This window comes from Cupriavidus sp. 2KB_3 (genome assembly GCF_052115685.1).
Classification (GTDB): Bacteria; Pseudomonadota; Gammaproteobacteria; order Burkholderiales; family Burkholderiaceae; genus Cupriavidus; species Cupriavidus campinensis.
The window spans coordinates 91,150-111,650 of record NZ_JBFRHD010000001.1; the positions used below are offsets into that span (position 1 = coordinate 91,150).

20 protein-coding genes and 1 riboswitch are annotated in these 20,501 nt (G+C 65.9%); of the genes, 7 read left to right on the forward strand and 13 right to left on the reverse strand.

Going from position 1 to position 20,501, the window contains the following annotated elements; genetic code table 11:
• Position 1: 1 nt before the first annotated feature.
• From AB4120_RS00435 to glyA, 13 genes are all read right to left on the reverse strand, one after another.
• Positions 2-475 (reverse strand): type IV pilin protein, encoded by a 474-nt coding sequence (locus AB4120_RS00435; RefSeq protein ID WP_441641721.1) that lies wholly within the window; start codon positions 473-475, stop codon positions 2-4.
• Positions 472-2,304, reverse strand: coding sequence for a pilus assembly protein PilY (locus tag AB4120_RS00440; RefSeq protein WP_441641722.1), 1,833 nt, complete (start codon positions 2,302-2,304; stop codon positions 472-474). The genes AB4120_RS00435 and AB4120_RS00440 overlap by 4 nt, the downstream gene beginning before the upstream one ends.
• Entirely contained in the window at positions 2,301-2,867 is a 567-nt protein-coding gene (locus tag AB4120_RS00445; protein ID WP_149135420.1) for a pilus assembly protein, read from the reverse strand. Before AB4120_RS00445 ends, AB4120_RS00440 begins: the two co-directional genes overlap by 4 nt.
• A complete protein-coding gene (locus AB4120_RS00450) occupies positions 2,861-3,793 on the reverse strand; it encodes a PilW family protein (protein WP_149135421.1) in 933 nt (310 codons plus the stop codon). The genes AB4120_RS00445 and AB4120_RS00450 overlap by 7 nt, the downstream gene beginning before the upstream one ends.
• Positions 3,790-4,191 (reverse strand): type II secretion system protein, encoded by a 402-nt coding sequence (locus AB4120_RS00455; protein WP_149135422.1) that lies wholly within the window; start codon positions 4,189-4,191, stop codon positions 3,790-3,792. The genes AB4120_RS00450 and AB4120_RS00455 overlap by 4 nt, the downstream gene beginning before the upstream one ends.
• A 174-nt stretch (positions 4,192-4,365) precedes the next feature.
• A complete protein-coding gene (locus AB4120_RS00460) occupies positions 4,366-4,812 on the reverse strand; it encodes a type IV pilin protein (protein WP_441641723.1) in 447 nt (148 codons plus the stop codon).
• Between the two features lie 35 nt (positions 4,813-4,847).
• Positions 4,848-9,569, reverse strand: coding sequence for a pilus assembly protein (locus AB4120_RS00465; protein WP_441641724.1), 4,722 nt, complete (start codon positions 9,567-9,569; stop codon positions 4,848-4,850).
• Positions 9,570-9,615: 46 nt separating this feature from the next.
• Entirely contained in the window at positions 9,616-10,200 is a 585-nt protein-coding gene (locus AB4120_RS00470; protein WP_441641725.1) for a pilus assembly PilX family protein, read from the reverse strand.
• Positions 10,201-10,206: 6 nt separating this feature from the next.
• A complete protein-coding gene (locus AB4120_RS00475; RefSeq protein ID WP_441641726.1) occupies positions 10,207-11,046 on the reverse strand; it encodes a PilW family protein in 840 nt (279 codons plus the stop codon).
• The gene (pilV, locus tag AB4120_RS00480) at positions 11,043-11,594 is read right to left on the reverse strand and encodes a type IV pilus modification protein PilV (protein ID WP_211943235.1); all 552 of its coding nucleotides are present in this window, start codon (positions 11,592-11,594) and stop codon (positions 11,043-11,045) included. The genes AB4120_RS00475 and pilV overlap by 4 nt, the downstream gene beginning before the upstream one ends.
• Before the next feature lie 4 nt (positions 11,595-11,598).
• Positions 11,599-12,198: a GspH/FimT family pseudopilin gene (locus AB4120_RS00485; RefSeq protein WP_441641727.1), complete on the reverse strand. Its 600-nt coding sequence runs from the start codon at positions 12,196-12,198 to the stop codon at positions 11,599-11,601.
• Positions 12,199-12,435: 237 nt separating this feature from the next.
• Complete coding sequence (gene nrdR, locus AB4120_RS00490) at positions 12,436-12,903, reverse strand: transcriptional regulator NrdR (RefSeq protein WP_092290516.1); 468 nt, start codon at positions 12,901-12,903, stop codon at positions 12,436-12,438.
• Between the two features lie 132 nt (positions 12,904-13,035).
• Positions 13,036-14,283, reverse strand: a complete 1,248-nt coding sequence (gene glyA / locus AB4120_RS00495; RefSeq protein WP_149135427.1) for a serine hydroxymethyltransferase — start codon at positions 14,281-14,283, stop codon at positions 13,036-13,038.
• Positions 14,284-14,468: 185 nt separating this feature from the next.
• Positions 14,469-14,569, reverse strand: a riboswitch (ZMP/ZTP riboswitch).
• A gap of 209 nt (positions 14,570-14,778) precedes the next feature.
• On the opposite strand from glyA, the gene ybgC reads away from it, so the two are divergent.
• From ybgC to ybgF, 7 genes are all read left to right on the forward strand, one after another.
• Positions 14,779-15,183: a tol-pal system-associated acyl-CoA thioesterase gene (ybgC, locus tag AB4120_RS00500; RefSeq protein ID WP_144198043.1), complete on the forward strand. Its 405-nt coding sequence runs from the start codon at positions 14,779-14,781 to the stop codon at positions 15,181-15,183.
• A complete protein-coding gene (gene tolQ / locus AB4120_RS00505) occupies positions 15,180-15,863 on the forward strand; it encodes a protein TolQ (RefSeq protein ID WP_441641728.1) in 684 nt (227 codons plus the stop codon). Before ybgC ends, tolQ begins: the two co-directional genes overlap by 4 nt.
• 33 nt (positions 15,864-15,896) lie before the next feature.
• Entirely contained in the window at positions 15,897-16,334 is a 438-nt protein-coding gene (tolR, locus tag AB4120_RS00510) for a protein TolR (protein ID WP_149135428.1), read from the forward strand.
• A gap of 15 nt (positions 16,335-16,349) precedes the next feature.
• Positions 16,350-17,408 (forward strand): cell envelope integrity protein TolA, encoded by a 1,059-nt coding sequence (tolA, locus tag AB4120_RS00515; RefSeq protein ID WP_441641729.1) that lies wholly within the window; start codon positions 16,350-16,352, stop codon positions 17,406-17,408.
• 205 nt (positions 17,409-17,613) lie between these two features.
• Positions 17,614-18,981 carry a Tol-Pal system beta propeller repeat protein TolB gene (gene tolB, locus AB4120_RS00520; protein WP_144198045.1) on the forward strand — a complete coding sequence of 456 codons (1,368 nt, stop codon included), beginning with the start codon at positions 17,614-17,616 and terminating at the stop codon, positions 18,979-18,981.
• A 36-nt stretch (positions 18,982-19,017) separates the two neighbouring features.
• A complete protein-coding gene (gene pal, locus AB4120_RS00525) occupies positions 19,018-19,527 on the forward strand; it encodes a peptidoglycan-associated lipoprotein Pal (protein ID WP_186296839.1) in 510 nt (169 codons plus the stop codon).
• A 17-nt stretch (positions 19,528-19,544) separates the two neighbouring features.
• Positions 19,545-20,300, forward strand: coding sequence for a tol-pal system protein YbgF (gene ybgF, locus AB4120_RS00530; protein ID WP_149135430.1), 756 nt, complete (start codon positions 19,545-19,547; stop codon positions 20,298-20,300).
• Positions 20,301-20,501: the final 201 nt, after the last annotated feature.

Sequence of the window (20,501 nt, forward strand, 5' to 3'; positions counted from 1 at the left end):
TTCAGCATCCTTCGAGTGGGCGAGTGGGCGGACTTTCCGTGGTGAGCAGGGAAAGCCACTCGCCGGTGCTCCGCAGCACGAGGGTGCCGCAGCGCGTATCGGCAAAGGTCGGCGCGGCGCGGACTTCGACGCAGCGGGACAGGTCGAGTCCGGCGCAACTGGTGGCCGTCAGCCAGTGCCGGACCGGGGCGGGGGGCGCGGGCACGGGGCGGGGCCAATGGCCGGCCGGCACGGTTGCGTCGCGGGCGCTCGCAAAGGTCGATGCGTTGAGGGCGTGCCGCTCAAGCGCCAGCATCGCGGTGACCGCTTCGGCACGTGCCTGCATGCGCCACGCCCGGTGGAAATGCTGCTGCCATGCCGGTAGCGCCATGGCGGCGAGGATCGTGACGATCATCAGGGTGACCATCAGCTCGACGAGGCTGAAGCCGCTTGGGGTGCGCGGCGGGGAGGATCGGAGCGTCATGGCGGTGGTCATAGCGGCGTCCGGATCAGTTCGCGCCAGCCGAGCCGGCCGCGCCGGCGTGTCACGTAGGCGTGCTGTTGCAGGTAGGCGCCGTCGCCATCGATCTGCCACAGGGCGAGGGAATGGACATCGCGTCGGCTGGTGCCGGGAGCGACGGCGGCGGCTTCGATGACTGGCGAGAGGCCGACGATCGGACCGCCGAAGGCCGGATCGAACGGCAATCCTGTGATGGCCGCGCCCGGCTTGCCATCGGCCAGCAGAACGGTGACGGACTCCCCGGTGGCGGCGTCGATCAAGTAGCTCCGCGCGCGGCCATCTGGCGCCAGCGTGGTGAAGGCGAGATGGGCAGGGCTGGCGGCATGCAGTGTCTCGATCTGTTCGCCCGGATGGGGAAGCGCAAGCGTCCATCCTGTCGTGCCGGGCGGGTCTGACGAGGGCGCGGCACGCAGCACCACGCCATTGCCGCTTGCGATGGCGTGGATCGGGCGGGGATTGGCGGGTTTGCCGGTGCGGTCCGGGATGGCGGAAATCGCGTCGCCAGTGCCGTAGACGATCAGCGGGGCGGCGCCCGTGTACGTGATCAGCGGTGGTTCGACGCTGCCACGCGTGCTGGCGGACTGGCGATGCAGGCACGTTGCCGTCTGGGGTGGCGTATTGGAACCCAGGGCGTCGAAAGGGAACCGCCAGAGACGGCCCACATCGTCGATGGCGTACGCGGCGCGGGCGGCGCCACTGGCGTCGCTCCGCACTGTAACGGCGAGCAGTTGCGTGGTGGCCGTCTTGCTGTCGCAGCCTTGCTCCGGCAACGGCAGTCGCGGAACACGGCCGGTGGTCGCCCACGCGCCTGCAGGCCGGTCCAGTGGAAGCAGCGCCAGGCCTGCTCGTGCGCCTGGCGGCGTGCCCGGCGCGAGGATGCCGACCGCGAACCAGCGGCGTTCGTTATCGACTGTGTACATGGCGGTGCGTAGTGGGCCGCTGCCGGTCAGCGGCAGGGCATCGTTTGCCGTCACTTCCCAGATCAGCTGAATGGGCGTGTCGGCGCCCGGCTTGGAGACGTCGAGAGCAAATACGGAGCCGGGCGTACGCGCCGTGGCGGGGGTGGCGCACAGCAGAAGGGTGCGCCACCGGCCGTTGGGATCTGCATCCACGCTATGGGGCCGAGGGCAAGGCGGGGCCGACACCCGCGTGCCCACGGCAGTCAGGGCGGCGGCTTCGCCCAATGCGGCGCGCGGCAGGTAGCCGGTGAGTTCCTGTCCCGTGATCGCGTGGAAGCCGTGCAGGATGCCATCGCGCGTGCCCAGCCAGACGGTGGTTGGCCGTAGCGCGTGTGCATTGCGGAAGGCAGTGTGGCCCGGCTGCATAGGCTGCCACGCTGGCTGCGACACCACGTGCACGCGCGCGCCAGTGGCGCTGGCAAGCCGGGTGTCGCGTGGGCGCAGCAGGGCGGGTTGATTTCCGCGAAGCCAGGAGAGCCGTTCCGCGCCATGGGTATCGGGTTGGCTGGTGGCGGGATCGATATTGAGGCGGTGCTTGGCCTCGGCATCGATGGCGGGCCACCGCAAAGGTGTCAGTCGTGATCCGCCCAGATAGAGGCGGCGCGTGTCCGTGGCGCGTTGGTCGAGTAAATCGCCCGCTTCCCAGAGGTGCAGTACCCCACGCCGGTTGACATCGGCGGTGGTGCGGAATCCGATGGCATGGAGGCGGCCTGTCCAAGGGGAGGCGGCAGGCGCCACACGGTAGCCCATCGGCAGATGGCCCACCTCATTGGCAACGGCGCTGGCGCTGCCGCTGGCGCACAGCCCTGACACCATCGCCATGCACCCGATGACTAAGCGGATCATGGCTGGAACTCCGTCTGGAGCAGCACGCGCACGGACGGATCGCGGCCAAGGCCGAGCGCGGTAATGCGGAAGCGCGGCCACTGCGCGGTGCCGACCGGTGTGTGGAGAGGGTGGTCGAGGACTTCGATGAGGTAGCGCGGCGGATGCGTCGCCCCGGCAACGCCTTCGGGCAGAGCGGGGAGGCGCGCCCCGGTGAGCGCGCCAATCGACAGGGCCGGAACGCGCTCGGGCGGGCTGCCTTCGATCCATGGCCACCAGGCCGGCTGGCCGGTTCCCGGTCGACAGATGCCGCGCTGGGCCTCGACGCCACAATGGCCCGCACCCGGCCACGACGTCAGCCGAGCATGCGGCGACGCGGCGGCCGCGAGCAGATCCGCCTCCGCATCGAGCAAGGCCGTCTCTGCCGCGCGGAACGCGATTTCGCGGTCCAGTTGCAACCCTGCCAGTTGACGGCCGGCGTGGAGGAAGTGCATCGCGGCGGCGCAAACGCTGGCCGTGAGCACCAGCATCGTCGTGACGAAGGCGAGGACGGCAATACCTTCTTGCGTGTGGCGGCTCAACATAGGGCCTCCAGGCAGGGCGAAGGGTTGCGCAGGCGGAAGGTGGCGGTGAAGGCGCGCCGCCGGACCGCATGCCGGGTGGCAGGGGGGAACGACAAGTCCTCGTCGGCGTCGCCATGGGTCAGCGCAGGCAGCAGGGTCAGCGGCTCCGGTCGCATCGTCTGCCCGGTGGCGCGGTCGCCCCGGATCACCAGCGCGATCTGCACCGTACGCACGCGATGCCAGCCGGCATCGCCCTGCGCGCGGATGTCGCGGGCGCGCAGGTAAGTATCCGCCTCACCGTCGCCGTCCTGATCGACGCCATAGCGTAGCTGCATGGCCTCCACGCCACGGACGAGCGTGCCCGAGGTGTAGGTGATGGCTTGCATCTGGCGCCCCTGCCGGCGCGGATAGCGGCATAGCAACTGCGGCACGCCATCACTGCCGAGGCCGATGTAGAGCAGGTTCATCGCGGCGTGATGCGAAGCGGGCACGCCATCAACCGGTTGGGCCGTTGCCGCCAGCGCATGCCCGCCACAGTCGGTCATGGTGCCGTCCGGCCGCGTGGTCGTCTCGCCGCTGCTGCTGCCGGAGAAGCGCAGGCGCAGCGCGTCGCTGTGATGCCGGCCCCGGGCCCCGCACGGGGCCGAAAGATCGATGGCGGGCTGGCCGCAGTCGTCGTGACCCTCGAGCGGCGCGGTGGGCGCAGGATGCCCGGGCGCGAGGGAGGCCTGGCCGGTAATCCAGCCCGCCTGACGCACCAGTTGGGCGACGATGCCCAGCGCCCGATGGCCGCGCTCCGCCATCATCACGCTGTCCGCGACGTTGGCGTACGCCTGCCGGACCACCTGGAACGTGGTGATGGCCAGCACGGAAGCCAGTAGCCCGAGCACCATGCCCACCATCATCCCGGTGAGCGTGAACCCACGCTGGCGAGGGCGGCGCGTCATGGCGCCACCCACAGCGCCACGTGGGCGGGAGGCACCGCCATGCCGGGCGAGGTGTCAGGCGCGGTGCGGACCGGCCCCGCCAGTACGAGGCGCACGCCGGGCGCGCAGAGCGGCTGAGGGCCTGACGCGGCACTGAGCTTGCCACACAGTTGCGCATGGTGCGCGCCGGGCGGAACCGTCGATGCGGCACCGGCCGTCTCGGCGAATTCCGACGCCCACAGCGTGGTCTGCGCCAGACTCTCCTGTTCACCCGCCAGCCGGAGCCACAAGGGGCCGAGCACGGCCAGCGGCATGGCGCCAATGCCGATGACGGCAAGGCAGATCAGTGATTCGAGGAGGATGTAGCCGCGAGAGCGTTGCCGAGGGCGGCTGGGAGTGGAGGGCGGAGCAAGGGACATGGCGCATCGGTTCGAAGAGAACAGATGGCCACGATAGCCTCGGGCGAGGCCCTAAAACGTGTCCGGATGTGGAGGTTTTGTGGAAGTTTGTGTCCGAGGTCGGCTCGGAACACACCCAGGTCAGGAGTAGCCGGCTCGGCCCGCGCACAGGTCATGCGCGGGCCATGCAAGCTGCTACCAGCAATCCGCCTGGCTTCCGGTGCCCGTCTCGGTTTTGTTATTGAGATTGTCGATGCCGAGGTTTCCGCACAGCGCGTCGGCCAGCTTGGGCGTGGCGGTGAGGGTGTAGCCGGTGGCGTCGGCGCCGCCGGTCACGGCGATGGTGATCACATGGCTGCCTTGATCGCAGGTATCCCCGGACCCCGTGGTCTGGGCGGCGCATGCCAGCACCTTGAGATCGGCAGGGTTCAACGAATACTTGTTGTTCACCGTGAAATACCTCTCTTGGGCGCCCTGCACGCGCGCCAGGGCGGCCTTGGCTTCGGTGCGGCGCGCCTTGGTCACGTACTGCCCGTACTGCGGGTAGGCGATGGCGGCCAGGATGCCGAGCACCATGACCGTGATCATCAGTTCGATCAGCGTGAAGCCTTGCGCGTGCTGACGCAGTCCTGTCCGGGTCATTGCCGTCCTCCGTCTTGTTTCATGTTGCGCCACCATCAGTGCAGGATCTCGCGCCACGACAGACGGCCGCTCGGCTTGTCCGCGCTTTCCGTGATGGTCTGCGTGCCACCGCTCGAACCGGACATCAGCTTGCACTCCTTGCCCGGGCCGCAGTCGATGATAGGCGGCTTCGGCGTGATACCCACCGTCGAGCCGATGCCGCTTACTACCACGCCATTGACCGTATCGTTCGCGTCGATCTTGCCGTCGCCGTTGAGGTCCACCGGCGATTCATCCAGGCGCGCGCCGCTGAACGTGCCGACTTCATAGACGAAGCTCGAGCCGCCGCTGTCGCAGACCTCGGTGGACGGCGTCATGGTGATCAACACGACGCGTTTGCCACGGATCAGGGCGTCCGTGACCATGCGCTCGCCGAGTTGAGCGTAGGTCGGGCCGATCAGCAGGTCCATGTACCAGCCCTGGATGCCACCGGCGGTCAACTGCACCTTCGTGTCGGTCGTGATCCGGTAGGGCTTGCCGTAGGCGACTCCAGCCGACAGCGTCTTCTGTTCCTGCAGCATGCTGCGCGTGATCGTGCCCTGCGCGGTGATGTTCTGGTCCCAGATACCGTACAGCGTTTGGGTCGAGAAGTTCGAGGGGTCGCTATTGTCGACGTACCGGCCCGTGCCGAACACCACCATGTAGCCGCCGGTGGGGTTGCGCGCCACGTCCGGCTGGCCGGTGATCGGCTGCCGGTTGCCCGCGCTGTCCTTGGCCGTGAACATCAGCTTGCGCGTGGACTGCCACTTCGAATCGGTCTTGTCTGTGACATCGAACTTCCAGAGGTTGCCGAGCAGGTCGCCGGCGTAGAGGAAGTCCACGGTACCGTCGCCGTTGACGTCGGCCGGGAGCACCGAGGCAATCCCGTTGGATGCCGTTGCAGTGGCGTCGTCGAGCGTCAGCTTGAGGTAGTCCGTGCCGAGTGTCCAGCGCTTGGAGCCCCGCACGCGGTCCAGGTAGACGATGAAGATGGAGCCATGGCCCGCCGTGCTGTTGAAGCCGTTACCGAAGATCGCCACCCACTTGCCGTTCGACATCTTGACGATTTTCGGCTGGCCCACGACGTGGCCGAGATCGGCGTCGGCCGAGCTTGGGAACTCCCACAGCACGGTGCTGGCGGCGGTGCTCTCGCTGACGGATTCCGGATCGGTGACGTCGAGCGCGAACACGCCACGGCCGCCCAGGCCGAGGCCGCTGACCAGCACGGTGCGCCAGGCGCTGTTGATCTTCGCATCCTTGACGGCAGGTGTGCCGTCGACCGTGTAGGTGTGGACGTAGTCGAGGTTCGTCAGGGTGGGCAGTTTGCTGTACACCAGCGACGGCACGTAGGCGAACAGTTCCTTGCCGCCGTCTTCATCTTTGGCGGAGAACGCGTGCATCATGCCGTCGTTCGCGCCCACGTAGAGCACCGGCTTGCGGGATCGCTTGCTCAGCACGAACTCGGCGTAGTCGTTACCGGCGTAGCCGGCGTTGGGCGGGCCCACGTACTGCGGGCTGGAGTTGACGATGTCGCCCAGGATGGTGGTGGGGCGGGCGCGGAACTTGCCGGAGGCGTCGCCCTCGTTGCTCTGGTCCCCGCGCAGCCAGTTGACGCGCTTCGTGCCGTCCGCGCCGCCCGTCGTCATGATGGTCTGGAAGTCGGTGGGCAGGCTGGTGTAGCGGAACGGAATGCCCCTGCCATCGGCATCCACGCTGTTGTACGTGAGGATCGCGCGGTTGGTGGGGGCGATGCTGCGGAGCGTCTGGCCGGCGTCCCAGATGGCCGGGAGGACGGTCTCGCCCTTGGTATCCAATGCAAAGTTGAACAGCTGGCCTGACCAGTCGGAGCCGTTGAAGCGCGCCTGATAGGACCGTGTGTTGATGTCCAGCCGCGACGAGCTTGCCGCGACCGAGGAGGACGACGAGGTGGCCAGGATCGAGATAAAGGCGCGCTCCAGCGCCGCGCTCAGCGCGCCCGGGTTGGTGGCGTAGAAGTAGTTGTCGGGCAGGCCGTCGGAGCCGCCGTCGCCATTGGATAGGCGGACGTCCCATTCAGCCTGCTTGTTCGGGGTCTTGTCGCCGTCGCCGTCCTTGAAGCCGCCCCACTTGGCGGCGTACTGAAGCGGGTCGAGGAACTGCGAGCCCGAGTTGCCGGTTACGCTGTAGGTGACGCTCGTTTCTGCATCGCCCAGATTGCAGTTGCTGCAGCCCTTCACGCCGGTCGGGTCGGTGTAGTTAAAACCGTAGATGCCGGAGTGGAAGTGCGGGCCGTCCTTGTCGGTGCCGGATACCACGTAGCCAAAACCCTGGCCGTTGCTGGAGGAGCCGGACACCACCTTCGTCGACACCGTGATGTTACCGCCGGTAACGGAGTAGCTCAGGATGCCCCAGACGTCCTGGTCGTAGTCGCCGCCGGCCACCGAATCTTCCCAACTGACGTAGAAGCGGCCGCTGCTGGCGTCCTGTGAGATCACTTTGAAGTCGACCAGGGTGCCGGTGCTCGGATCGACGTTAGTCGGGTGCAACTGGTAGGACGGCATGATCGTCACGGTCTTGCCACCGACATTCACGTTGATCTTAGGCGTGTTGGTCGCCAGCTGCACGGCGTAGGTGGAGACCTTCAGCGCGGCGTTGCGGGTGGTTTCATCGGCGGAGGTGACGTCGATGTCCGTCCGGATGCGGTTCATGTGCGCGAACAGCGCCGCGCCCGCGATCTGGAACGTGCCCTTCTGAGACGGTCCTTCCGGGCAGATCCCGAGCACGTTGCTGAGCGAGCCGACCTTCTTGGCCGAGCAGACATTGTCGATGATGCCACCGCTGATCCCGCCCGCGAACCAGTTGCCGTTGTCGATGCCTTCCCCGGCGCCAACCTTGTTGGTCCAGTCGCTGATTGCCGGCGAGCCGGCCAGATCGCTCAGGCCGCCCAATTGGTCGTTGTCGTAGGAGGAAACACTCGAGTTGAACACTAGCGCATTGAGCGGCGAGCAGTAGGGCGCCCGCTTGGGGTTCGACGCGGGCAGGTTCATCGGGTTGGCCCACGTCGCAGTCGTCAGGCCGAGGGCAACATCCTTGCCATTGGTCTTGGGTGCGAAGTCGGCGTTCGCCGTCTTGCCGGCGAAGTAGCGCAGCGTCTCGACATAAATTTCCGAGATCGGATTGCCCCACGTGGAGCAATTTCCCTCGTTGGCCGGCTTGTTCTGGGCGTTCTGGCCGCCGCTCGGTTGAATGGCGGTTTGCTGATAATTGCAGCTGTCTGCACTGGTGTAGCCCCCATCGCTATAGCTGTAGCCGTATGGGCGCAGCTTGTCGATGTTCCAGACAATGCCTTTCACGGGCGTGGTAGCGCGATAGGTAAAGACGCCAGAATCGGGGTTGATTTCGGTGGAGAAGTTCGTCACATTCTGCCGAAGCACACCACCTGAGATGTTCTTGTCGTAGGTGCCGGTCATCAGCCCGAACAGCATCTGGCCGGTCTCGCCGTACTTCTGCAGCAACCCGTACGGCTTGTAGGCATTGCCGTACTGTTTGCACGATTCACCGCCGATCAGGCCCGTTACGCAGGCCTGCACACGCGCGTTAAACGTGCCCTTCGCCTGCCCCGTGCCGGTGCCCCGCACCGACTGCGATGGGTTTTCTGCCGACGCGTTGATGCCCGATGTTGCGGCGCGGTTGCCGTTCGAGGAACCCGAGACAGTCTTGCCGTTGGTCTGCGGCAGAAAACTGCTTTGGGTGTTGCTGGCCTCGCTGTACCAGTTGCACTGCCATTTCTCGCTGGCGCCCCAGGTGGCATAGTTGCCTTTGACTACGCGCAATTGCGGGGCCTGCGTGTTGGCCTGGGAGTTGAGATTGCTGCTGTCTTTCGGGGTGACGTTGCAGATGGTCAGCCCGCCGCGCGTGAGGTTGGTCACGGTCCACGACGAATAGCTGTTGCTTGCGCTGGCCGGCTTGGAGACGCTGTCCGCGTAGATCGCCATCGTGATGGCGTTGCTGTTGCCAATACTGCTGATCCAGCCGGTCAGCGATGTGCCGGCCGGAGCGCTGCCGCGCGGAACCAGCCGAATCTGGTCGCCGATCTGCATCTTGGAGTTGTCGCTCACCGTCAGCGTTACCACGTCAGCGCGCAGTGTGATCTGGGTGGACGACGTCTGGGTCTCCACCTCGGAAGGCAGCTCCAGGTCTACAGGCACCAGTTTGCGCAGGTCGGCGCCACCGTAGTACTTGGCCCAGGCGTGGGCGTCCATCGGCAGGAACGCGCGTTCCAGCACGGTGGTCGTAGCCGTGTCTACGGCGCGTGTGCCGCCGTAGAGGATCTTGCGTACTTCGTCGATGCGGCTCATCGACACCCAGTTCAGGAAGTTGCCGCTCCACTTGGTGCCGTCGCAGTACTTTGCGCTGTCAGCCATCGCGGCAGGCACGAAGCCCTGGATGCTGCTGCTGTCATAGCTGTAGCATTTGGCCGAATCGAAATAGCCCGCGTAGCTGATGGTCGAACTGTAGGTCGAATCCAGAATGCCGTCGCCGTCCAGGTCGGAGTAGTCGTTGTACGCCTTCTGGTGGAGCGAATGATCCTTGGAGAGATCGATCATCACCATCGGCGAAACGCCGCCGCCTGCATAGAGGGGCTTGGTGGACAGGTTGAGCTGCGCCGCCGAGGCGGAGGCTACGGCGAGCAGGAACGATGCCGCAAGCAGTACGGCTTGCAGGCGGCTCGCGGGTCGATGCGGGAGGAACGGTTTCATGGTGCGCCCAGCGGTTGGAGGGTTGCGCGACACGGTTCGGGAAGAATCACAAACGCACGACTTCCTGGATCATCACCTTCGTGCTCGGGTTGGCCCCGTAGCCGATGGCGCTGACGCGGAAGACGTACTTGATGTTGCCGGCCTCGAGGCTGCCTTCGTTGATGTCCGGGATCGATTCGATCAGGTAGCGCGGCTGCTTGGAGACGCCGTTGGCGCCCCCTGTCGGCATCTTCTGGTCCGCGGTCAGCAGCGTTATTTCGCCAAGTTCCACGGACCGGGCAGGATCTTCGAGGTACAGGTCCCACGCCGGCTTGCCCGTCACGGCGGGCAGGCAAAAGCCCTTGAAGCCGGCGACGTCGCAGGTCAGCGCGGCGCCGGTGACACCGGAGATGAAGCGGATGTTGCGGATGTCGTTGCGGGCATCTCGCAGCGCTGCCTCGGCGGCCTGGAGCGCGATGTTCTGGTCGCGCGTGTTGCGGGCCATGCGCTCGGACGACAGGCTGGACATGCTCGCGGCCAGCCCGACCAGCGTCAGGATGATCAGGAACAGCAGCACCAGCACCAGCGAGATGCCGCGCTGCCCCTGGCGTCGATGCAGGCGGGCGCGCGGACGGGGAGGGATTCGCATCATGTCGTGTCAGTTCAGGCGGTTGCGGAGGGCGATGAAGAACGTGGCGTGCTTGCGCAGGCGGCCGTCGTTGGCCATGTTCATGACGCTGCCGGCATCACCGGCCGGGGCGACGTCGTTCTGCGCATACACCTTGCCGAAGTGGTTCATGACCAGCGAGGTCGGCGCGGCGTTCGTGGTGCTCTTGCCGCGCAGCACCAGCGAGACGCGCAGGGCGCGCACGTTGGCCATGTTTGCCGCGCCGGGCGGGACGAAGCGGTTGACGGTCTGGTCGCCGTCGGTATCCTCGCCCAGCAGGATCTGGAAGGCCTCGACATTGGGGAATAGCGGCGTGGCGGCCCCGTTGACCGTGCACTGGAGCCAGGGCACGCCGGCCGCGTCGTTGACGATCGAGAACACCTCGGTCACCAGGATGTTGCCGTTCACATCGTTGCCGGCGCAGTCGACCATGGTGCCGTCCGGCGTCGGGGCCGTGGGCGTGCCCGGTACCGCTGCGGGGTCTGCCCCCGGCGGCGACGAGCCGAAATAGCGCACGGTCAGCGTGTCGCTGGTATTGACACCGGTATCGTTGGTGGCTTCGAGCGTCTCGCTGACACCGAAGCTGTTGTCCAGGAAGGTGAAGTCGGAGTATCCGGCCTGGCGGCCCTGCCGTTGCAGCAACTGCGCAATGGCGCGCGAGTTTTCCTGCACTTCGGCGAGATCGCCCTGGGTGTTGTACGAGCGCTGCTGCGCCAGGTAGAGCGAGATCACCACGATGACCAGCAGCATGCTGATCACCATGCCGACCATGAGTTCGACCAGGGTGAAACCCTGCGCGCGGCGCCTCGGTTTGCGGATGGACGTAGTCATGGCACGAAGGCGGTCACGAATCGTTGAGGGGTGTCCTGGCCGTCTTCGCGCCACCAGATCTTGATGACGTAGGGTGCGCCGTTGACGTTCTGGCACTGCGGGTCCGCGGCGTCGCCGTCATTGGGGGACGCATCGATGCAGACCATGCCGCTGGCGGCGGGCAGCGCTTCCTTCAAATCGTCCAGCCAGGCCGCGAAGCTGGCCCCGGCCATGGCGGCCGGCGTGCAGCCTTTGGCCGCATAGCAATCGGCATTGGGCACGCTATTCGGCTTGTCGAACGCGCCAGCCGTCAGCGCGACCTCGTTGCTGCGCATCTGGTCTGCCAGGTTGTAGGCCATGGTGGTGGCCACGTTGCGCATGGACGCCGTGCGGGTATCGACCAGCGTGCGGAGCTGCAGCATGGCCAGCGCCAGGACGCCGATGGCGAGCACGACAATCGTGATCAGTGACTCAATCAGCGTGAACCCGTCATGGCGCGCGCGCGCGGGCGTGCGCAGTCGAACCGGGCGGGCACGTCTCGGTAGGCCGTTCTGTTGGGAGGGCGACATGGCGTCAGATGCAGGGCGTCTGCTGCTGGGTTTGGGGGCGGCCGCTGCCGGTCATGCTGACGGTCTGGCCGGGCAGTTCGGAATTGCGTTCGCAGAACTTCCAGGTGGCCGTGGGGGAGGTGGAGGCGCCCGAGGACCGGAATCGCACCAGGTCGGGCGTGGCGCCCAGGTTGCTGGCTTCCAGGGTCAGGGTCGGGGTCGGGTCGTCGCTGTAACGCAGCACGTCGTCTGTGGGATCGACCACGCCGTCGGCGTTGAGATCGGCGAAGATCACGCGCCGCTGGTTCCAGTCGGCGGAGCAGGCGCTGCCGGTGCCCACGGGGCAGATCGTGACGGTGCCGTTGCGCCGTGCTGCCTCGCTGCGGGCCGCTTCGATTTCGGTGAAGAACTTCGACGATTCCGTCGCGATGCGGCTGTTATGCAGGAAGGAGCGGAAGTTGGGGATGGCCGCTGCCGCGAGGATGCCGAGGATCGTCACGGCAGTCAGCAGCTCGATCAGCGTGAACCCGCCGATGATGCGCGTCTGAGAGCGGTGGAGACGCCCGATGCGGGCGCGGCTGTGCGGCTGGCTGGCATGCCGCGGCGACCCCATGCCAGCGAGCATGGACGCAGGCCGAGCAGGCGTCAGCAAGCCCACTGCCCAAAGGCAGAAAGACTGACCCATTTGTGACTCCCGTCCAAAAAATCGAACTGTTCTTTTGCTTTTCTATGGGCGGCGCGTTGGAGTTTTGCTGCGCTGGAGCCTCTGTTGGGCCCCGTTTACGCCGTGCACGCGCTCGCCATCCGGCCCCCTTACCCGAAGGAGGTCAGTGCAGATTAGACAGCTTTTTTTACGAAGTAGCTACCCCTTTCGTGGGGTAGGCGGGGAAAATTCGTCGAGTACGTCGCGGAATTCCGACACATCTTCAAAACTGCGATAAACGGAAGCAAAGCGAATATAGGCAATTTTGTCGAGTTTGCGCAATTCGCGCATGACTAGCTCGCCTACCTGGCTGCTGGCGATCTCTTTCTCTCCCAGCGCCAGCAGTTTTTCCTCGATCCGGGTGATGGCCTGGTCGATGGCCTCGGCGGACACCGGCCGCTTGCGCAGGGCCAGCCGCATCGAGTCCTTGAGCTTGCCGCGCGTGTAGTCCACGCGGGAGCCGTTTTTCTTGACGATGGCGGGGAAGAAGAGCTCGATGCGCTCGTAGGTGGTGAAGCGGCGGTCGCAGGCTTCGCAACGCCGGCGGCGGCGCACCGTGTCGCCGTCTTCGGAGACGCGACTGTCAAGCACCTGGGTGTTGGAATGACCGCAGAAGGGGCATTTCATGCCGGACCACCTGAAGATATATGCCGGGCCGCATTATCGCTCGCGGTGTGCAAAAGGTAAAACGGCGCTGCCGGGGCAGCGCCGTTGGTCACACGCACTATATATAGGCGCGGTGCCGGTTACGGCCGGAAATCAGCCGTAGACCGGGAAGCGGCGGGTCAGGGCGGACACCTGCTCGCGCACCTTGGCGATATTGGCTTCGTCGTGCGGGTTGTCCAGCACGTCGGCGATCAGGTTGGCCACCTGGCGCGCCTCGTCTTCCTTGAAGCCGCGCGTGGTCATGGCCGGCGAGCCCAGGCGCACGCCCGAGGTCACGAACGGCTTTTCCGGATCGTTCGGGATGGCGTTCTTGTTCACCGTGATATGGGCGTCGCCGAGGATCTTCTCGGCTTCCTTGCCGGTGATCTGCTTGGCGCGCAGGTCCACCAGCATCACGTGGCTCTCGGTCTTGCCGGACACGATGCGCAGGCCGCGCGCGATCAGCGTCTCGGCCATCGCGGCGGCGTTCTTCACCACCTGTTGCTGGTAGGACTTGAACTCCGGCGTCAGCGCTTCCTTGAAGGCGACGGCCTTGCCGGCGATCACGTGCATCAGCGGGCCGCCCTGGATACCCGGGAAGATGGCCGAGTTGATGGCCTTCTCGTGCTCGGCCTTCATCAGGATCACGCCACCACGCGGGCCGCGCAGGCTCTTGTGGGTGGTCGTGGTCACGAAGTCGGCGTGCGGCACCGGGTTCGGGTACACGCCGGCGGCGATCAGGCCGGCGTAGTGGGCCATGTCCACCATGAAGTAGGCGCCAACATCCTTGGCCACCTTGGCGATCCGTTCGAAGTCGATGCGCAGCGCGAAGGCTGAAGCGCCAGCGATGATCATCTTCGGCTTCTTCTCGTGGGCCAGCTTCTCCAGCGCGTCGTAGTCGATGTCTTCCTGGGCGTTCAGGCCGTAGCTGATGACGTTGAACCACTTGCCGCTCATGTTCAGGGCCATGCCGTGGGTCAGGTGACCGCCTTCGGCCAGGCTCATGCCCATGATGGTGTCGCCCGGCTTGAGCATGGCGAAGAACACACCCTGGTTGGCCTGCGAGCCCGAGTTAGGCTGCACGTTGGCGGCTTCGGCGCCGAAGAGCTGCTTCACGCGGTCGATGGCCAGCTGCTCCACCACGTCCACGTACTCGCAGCCACCGTAGTAGCGCTTGCCGGGATAGCCTTCGGCGTACTTGTTGGTCAGCTGCGAGCCCTGGGCGGCCATCACGGCCGGCGAGGTGTAGTTTTCAGACGCGATCAGCTCGATATGGTCTTCCTGGCGCTGGTTTTCCTTCTGGATCGCGGCAAAGACTTCGGGGTCGATCTGCTCGATGGTGAAACGGCTGCGTTCAAACATGGCGTGACTCGTCGGTAAAAAAGGGATGCCGATGCACTTTTCGGATAGCGAACAGGCAATCGGAATACATCTCGGGGGTTTCGCGGAACTTCGCGATTAGGGCGCGCGGGGAAGGCATCGGCGTCCGGCACCAGTGACCCCTATATATATAGATGTCATCCGGTGCAGGGCGCACCCTGCTTCCCATTCGCTGCCCAGGCGAGCGGCAGGCGTTTGTGATTCACGCCAGTGAACTTGCGCTTCCTCGTGGTAGTACCCACTGACTTCGCCAGTCGCGCAAGATGGAATGGTTGCCGCAGAGTTTACGCGAGGCCGCGCCGCGCCGCAAGGCGGTGCCCACGGGGTAGTTCGGGGGCAGGGCGGGGCGGAGTGTGGCGGGCGTGCATCGGGCCAGCTTCCCGCCAAGCCGCGCGGCGCCTGGCTCGCAACTTGCTGTTGCATTTCTCCTGCGGGTTTACCTGTGGCGGGCCGTTGCGGTCCGTTACAATGCCGGCCATGCCGAACTTTGTCTGGCCGCTGCGCGTGTACTGGGAAGACACGGATGCCGGCGGCGTGGTGTTCTACGCCAACTACCTGAAATTCTTTGAACGGGCTCGGACCGAATGGCTGCGCTCGCTCGGGATTGGTCAGCAGGACCTTGCCGATACGTCGAATGTGGTCTTCGTGGTACGCAGTACTGCTGTGGAATACAATGCGCCCGCCCGGCTGGACGACCAGCTGGAGATCCGCACCGTGATTGAACGGGTGGGGCCTGCCTCGGTCCAATTCGCCCAAGAAGCGTGGCGCGACGACCTCCAGCTGGCCAGCGGCAAGATCCGGGTGGGATGTGTCGATAAAAGCACATTTCGTCCGGCCCCGATTCCTGCTCCTGTTCTCGCAACTATAAGAAACGCTCGATGAATCCGGTGACCGTCACGCAAGACCTGTCGATTATCTCGCTGGTGCTGCGCGCCAGCCTGCTGGCACAGGCCGTCATGGCGCTGCTGCTGGTGATGTCCCTCTTCTCGTGGACCTATATTTTCCGCAAGCACCTGGCGCTGCGCGCCGCGCGCAGCCAGACGGAAATCTTCGAGCGCGACTTCTGGGCCGGCGGCGATCTCCAGGCGCTCTATAACAGCGCCGTCAACAATCGCCACAACACCGGCGCACTCGAGCGCATCTTCGAGTCCGGCATGGGCGAATTCCTGAAAGCCCGCGAGCGCAGCAGCGACGCCGGCGCGCTGCTCGATGCCGCCCGCCGCGCCATGCGTGCCGCCTACCAGCGCGAGATGGATGTACTGGAGTCGCACCTGCCATTCCTGGCATCGGTGGGCTCGGTCAGCCCGTATATCGGCCTGTTCGGCACGGTGTGGGGGATCATGAACGCGTTCCGCGGTCTGTCGAATGTGCAGCAAGCGACGCTTGCATCGGTTGCGCCCGGTATCGCCGAAGCCCTCGTGGCCACGGCCATCGGCCTGTTTGCAGCGATTCCGGCCGTGATCGCCTACAACCGATATGCAACGGAGATCGATCGTCTGGCCATCCGTTTCGAGAGTTTCATGGAAGAGTTCCTGAACATTCTCCAGCGCCAGACCCGCTAACCCACCTCATCCATCGCATTCGGAGCACTAGCCATGGCAGCCATTCAGCGCCGCGGCGGCTCGCGCCGCCGGGCCAGCGCCGACATCAACGTCGTGCCGTACATCGACGTGATGCTTGTGCTGCTCGTCATCTTCATGGTGGCGGCCCCCATCGTGAACCCGGCCGTGGTCGACCTGCCTTCCGTGGCTCAGGCCACGCCGCAGCAGAAGGCGCCGCCCATCGTCGTGTCCGTGCATGAGGACGGCACGCTGACCGCGAGCGGCAAGGACAATGCCGGCAACGCCTTCGAGCGCAAGCTCGACAAGCGCGGCCTGCTGGATTTCGTCCACCAGCGCCAGAATGAGAACCCGGACCAGCCCGTGGTGATCGCCGCCGACCGTGCCGTGAAGTACGAGGCGGTGCTCGACGTGATGTCCATACTGAAGGCCGACGGCGTGAAGCGCGTGGGCCTGATGGTCAAGTCCAAGTAAGCACCGCGACATCCAGTGGCCAGTCTCTCGTCACGCCATCCGCAAGCCCGGCCGCAGCGCCGGGCACAGGCGGCCGCCTACCCCTACCAGCCGGTGAAGGAGCGCGGCACCACGCGCTCGTTCCTGATGGCCCTGTTCATGCACGTGCTGCTCGGGTTGGTGCTCTACTACGGCGTGCGCTGGCAGAGCAGCACGCCGGTGGGCGCCGAAGCCGAACTATGGGACGAGATTCCCGACTCCACGCCGGCCCCGCCGCCGCGCCCGGTGGAGCAGCCGCGCCCGACGCCGCAGCCCGAGCCAGCCGTGCGCAGCAAGGCCGAGGAAGACGCGGACATCGCCCTGGAACGCCAGAAGCGCAAGCAGGCCGAGGAGGCCGCCCGCAAGGAACAGGAAAAGCGCGACGCCCAGCGCAAGGAAGACCAGCGCAAGGAAGAGCAGCGTAAGGAAGACCAGCGCCAGCAACAGCAGCGCGAAGAGGCGCAGCGCAAGGAAGACGCCAGGAAGAAGGCCGAGCAGGATCGCAAGGAGCAGGCCGAGCGCGACCGCAAGGAAGCGGCCGACGCGAAGGCGAAGGCTGACGCCAAGGCCCGCGCTGACGCGGAGCAGAAGGCGAAGGCCGCCGATGCCGAGCAGAAGGCCAAGGCGAAGGCGGACGCCGATGCGAAGGCCAAGCGCGAAGCCGCTGCCAACGCCCAGCGCAAGAGCGAGCTGGCGCGCCTGCAGGCCATGGCCGGCGGAAGCGCCACCTCCAGCGGCGGCGGCGTGGGCAATGCGGCCGGCTCCGGGGCGGGTTCGGGTGGCAAGGCGTCGCCGGGCTACGCCGACCGCGTGCGCCGCAAGGTGAAGCCGAACATCAATTTCGGTGGCGATGTGGACGGAAATCCGGCCGCCGTGGTGTCGGTCTCGCTGGCGCCGGATGGCTCGCTGCTGTCCGCCCGCCTGAGCAAGTCCAGCGGCAATGCGGACTGGGACAACGCCGTGCTGCGTGCGGTGCAGCGCTCCGATCCGTTGCCGGTTGACGAGAACGGCAAGGCGCCTTCGAGCTTCACGATCACGTTCAAGCCCAAGGACTAGGCGCCTCATCTGCCATGTTTTGCAACATAATGCAACCTTCATCGATGGCGCTGGGTCGCATTGCTACCATGAACGGTTGCCTGACGCGGCCGGCAGCGTGCAATTGCACGCAGAACGGGCCATGCGCCAAGCGGCGCGTTGCCCGATCTGCTGTAGTTGCTGTGCCCGCCGTACCGATGAATCCTGATATCGACTGAGGAGCAGCATGCGAAAGCTTTGGGCCCCCAACTGGCTGTCCGCAAGGCGGCACAACGCTCAATCCACATCGTCGCCCGCCACCCAGCCCACGCGCGAGCAAAGCCGCTACGCGCTGATGGCATGGCTGGCGGCTGCGCTGATGTCTGCCGGCGTGGCACACGCGCAACTGAATGTGGAAATCACCGGGGTGGGTTCGAACCAGTTCCCGGTGGCCACCGCCAACTTCCAGGGCGAGGCGCAGGCCCCGCAGAACCTGACCGCCATCATCCGCAGCGACCTGGTCAACAGCGGCCGCTTCCGCAACGTGGATCCGGGTGGCGCTACCGTGGCCGAATCGGCCCAGGTGGACCTGGGCAGCTGGAAGTCGCGCGGTGCCGATGCCTTCGTGGCTGGCAGCGTCACCCCCGCCGGCAACGGCCAGTACGAGGTGCGTTTCCGCCTGTACGACACAGTCAAGGGCCAGAGCCTGGGCGGCCTGGCCTTCACGGTCGGCCAGAACCAGCTGCGCGTGACCGCGCACAAGATCGCCGACTATATCTACGAGAAGCTGCTCGGCGAGCGCGGCGTGTTTGCCACGCGCCTGTCGTACGTGTCGAAGGTGGGCAACCGCTACCAGCTGCTGATCTCCGATTCGGACGGCCAGAACGCGCAGATCGCGCTGACCAGCACCGAGCCGATCATCTCGCCGTCGTGGTCGCCTGATGGCCGCCGCGTGGCCTACGTCTCGTTCGAGGCGCGCAAGCCGGTGGTTTATGTGCACGACCTGGCCACGGGCAAGCGCACGCTGGTGTCGAACCAGAAGGGCAACAACAGCGCGCCGTCGTGGTCGCCGGACGGCCAGCGCCTGGCGCTGGCGCTCTCGCGTGACGGCAATACGCAGGTGTACCTGGTCAACGCCGATGGTTCGGGCCTGCGCCGCATCTCGCGCAGCAGCGCCATCGACACCGAGCCGCAGTTCTCGCCGGACGGCCGGAGCATCTACTTCACGAGCGATCGCGGCGGTGCGCCGCAGATCTACCGCATGCCAGCTTCGGGCGAAGAGGGCGGCGCGGCGCAACGCGTGACGTTCAAGGGCAACTACAACGTCAGTCCGCGCCTCTCGCCAGACGGCAAGTACCTGGCCTTCATCTCGCGTTCGGGCGGCTTCAAGCTACAGCTGCAGGACCTCTCCAACGGTGACGTGACGTCCCTCACCGATACGTCCAATGACGAAGCCCCGAGCTTCGCTGCGAACGGCAAGTACATTCTCTACGCCACCCGCGTGGGCGGCCGCTCGGTGCTGGCGGCGGTGTCCACGGATGGCCGTACGAAGCAGGTGCTGTCTCTCCAGTCCGGCGAAGTTCGCGAGCCGTCCTGGGGTCCTTTCATGCAATAGTGCATTAGTGCAATAGAAAAAAGAGGAGTTATTGCCATGTCCCAAATGATGACCAAGTCGCTCGCCCTCGCCGCCCTGCTCGCACTGGGCGCCTGCAGCTCCGGCGTGAAGCTGGATGACACCGCCAAGTCGGGTGCCGGCGCTACGCCGACCACCGACCCGCGCGCCGTGGCGCCGGTGGACGTCTCGCGTGACCCGCTGAACGATCCGAACAGCCCGCTGGCCAAGCGCAGCGTGTACTTCGACTTCGACAGCTACAGCGTGAAGTCCGACTACCAGAGCATGCTGCAGGCCCACTCGCAGTACCTGGGCGCCAACAAGGGTCGCAAGATCCTGATCCAAGGCAACACCGACGAACGCGGCACCAGCGAGTACAACCTCGCCCTGGGCCAGAAGCGTGCCGAGGCCGTGCGCCGTTCGCTGTCGTCGCTCGGCGTGCCCGAGTCGCAGATGGAAGCCGTGAGCCTGGGCAAGGAAAAGCCGAAGGCCACCGGTCACGACGAAGCGTCGTGGGCCGAGAACCGTCGCGCCGACATCGCCTACTGATCTACGGATAAGCCTTCATGAATGCTCGCGCATCCACCCTGTTGTGGCTGGCGGCCGTCTCAGGCGGCTTGCTGGCAGCCACGTCCGCGCACGCCGGCGTCTTCGACGACGACGAAGCACGCCGCGCCGTGATCACCTTGCGGGACCAGTTCAACGGTTTCCAGGCAACCGCGTCGCAGCGTATCGACCAGGGCAGCAAGGCCCAGCTCGAGATGCAGAACCAGCTGGAAGGTCTGCGGCAAGAGGTGGCCCGCCTGCGCGGTCAGAACGAGGTGCTCCAGAACGCGGTGGATACGCTGCAGAAGCAGCAGAAGGACTACTACGCTGACCTGGACGCGCGGCTCAAGAAGTTCGAGCCGCAACAGGTGACCGTGGACGGCCGCGAGGGCCTGGCCCAACCGACCGAGAAGCCCGAGTACGACGCGGCGCTGAAGCAGTTCCAGTCGGGCGATTTCAAGGGTGCGGGCAATGCGTTCTCGGCGTTTGCCAAGAAGTATCCGCAAAGCCCCTACCTGCCGCTGGCGCAGTTCTGGCTCGGCAATTCGCTCTACGCGCAGCGTGACTACAAGGGCTCGACGACGGTCCTGCAGAGCATGGTGTCGGCCAACCCGACGCATCCGAAGGTGCCGGACGCCATGATCGCCATCGCCAACAACCAGCTTGAGTCCGGCCAGAAGGCCGCGGCAAAGAAGACGCTGGAGACGGTGGTGGCCAAGTATCCGGGCACGGAAGGGGCCCAGGCCGCGAGCAACCGGCTCAAGACCCTGAAGTAACCGGCCTGCCTGGCAGTACCGTTGCAGGAGGAAGCCCGCTGGAGAGTCTGGCGGGCTTTTTCTTTTGGGGCGTGGCAGCCATGGAAGGAAGCCCGGCGATGGGCGCCATCAGCCCGGCCTGATTGGGAGCGGCCCGCCGGCGCGCTAAAATACGCGCTTTCGCAGTCAGCGACCCCCGTTCCGCGCCGCCCGCGCCCCCGA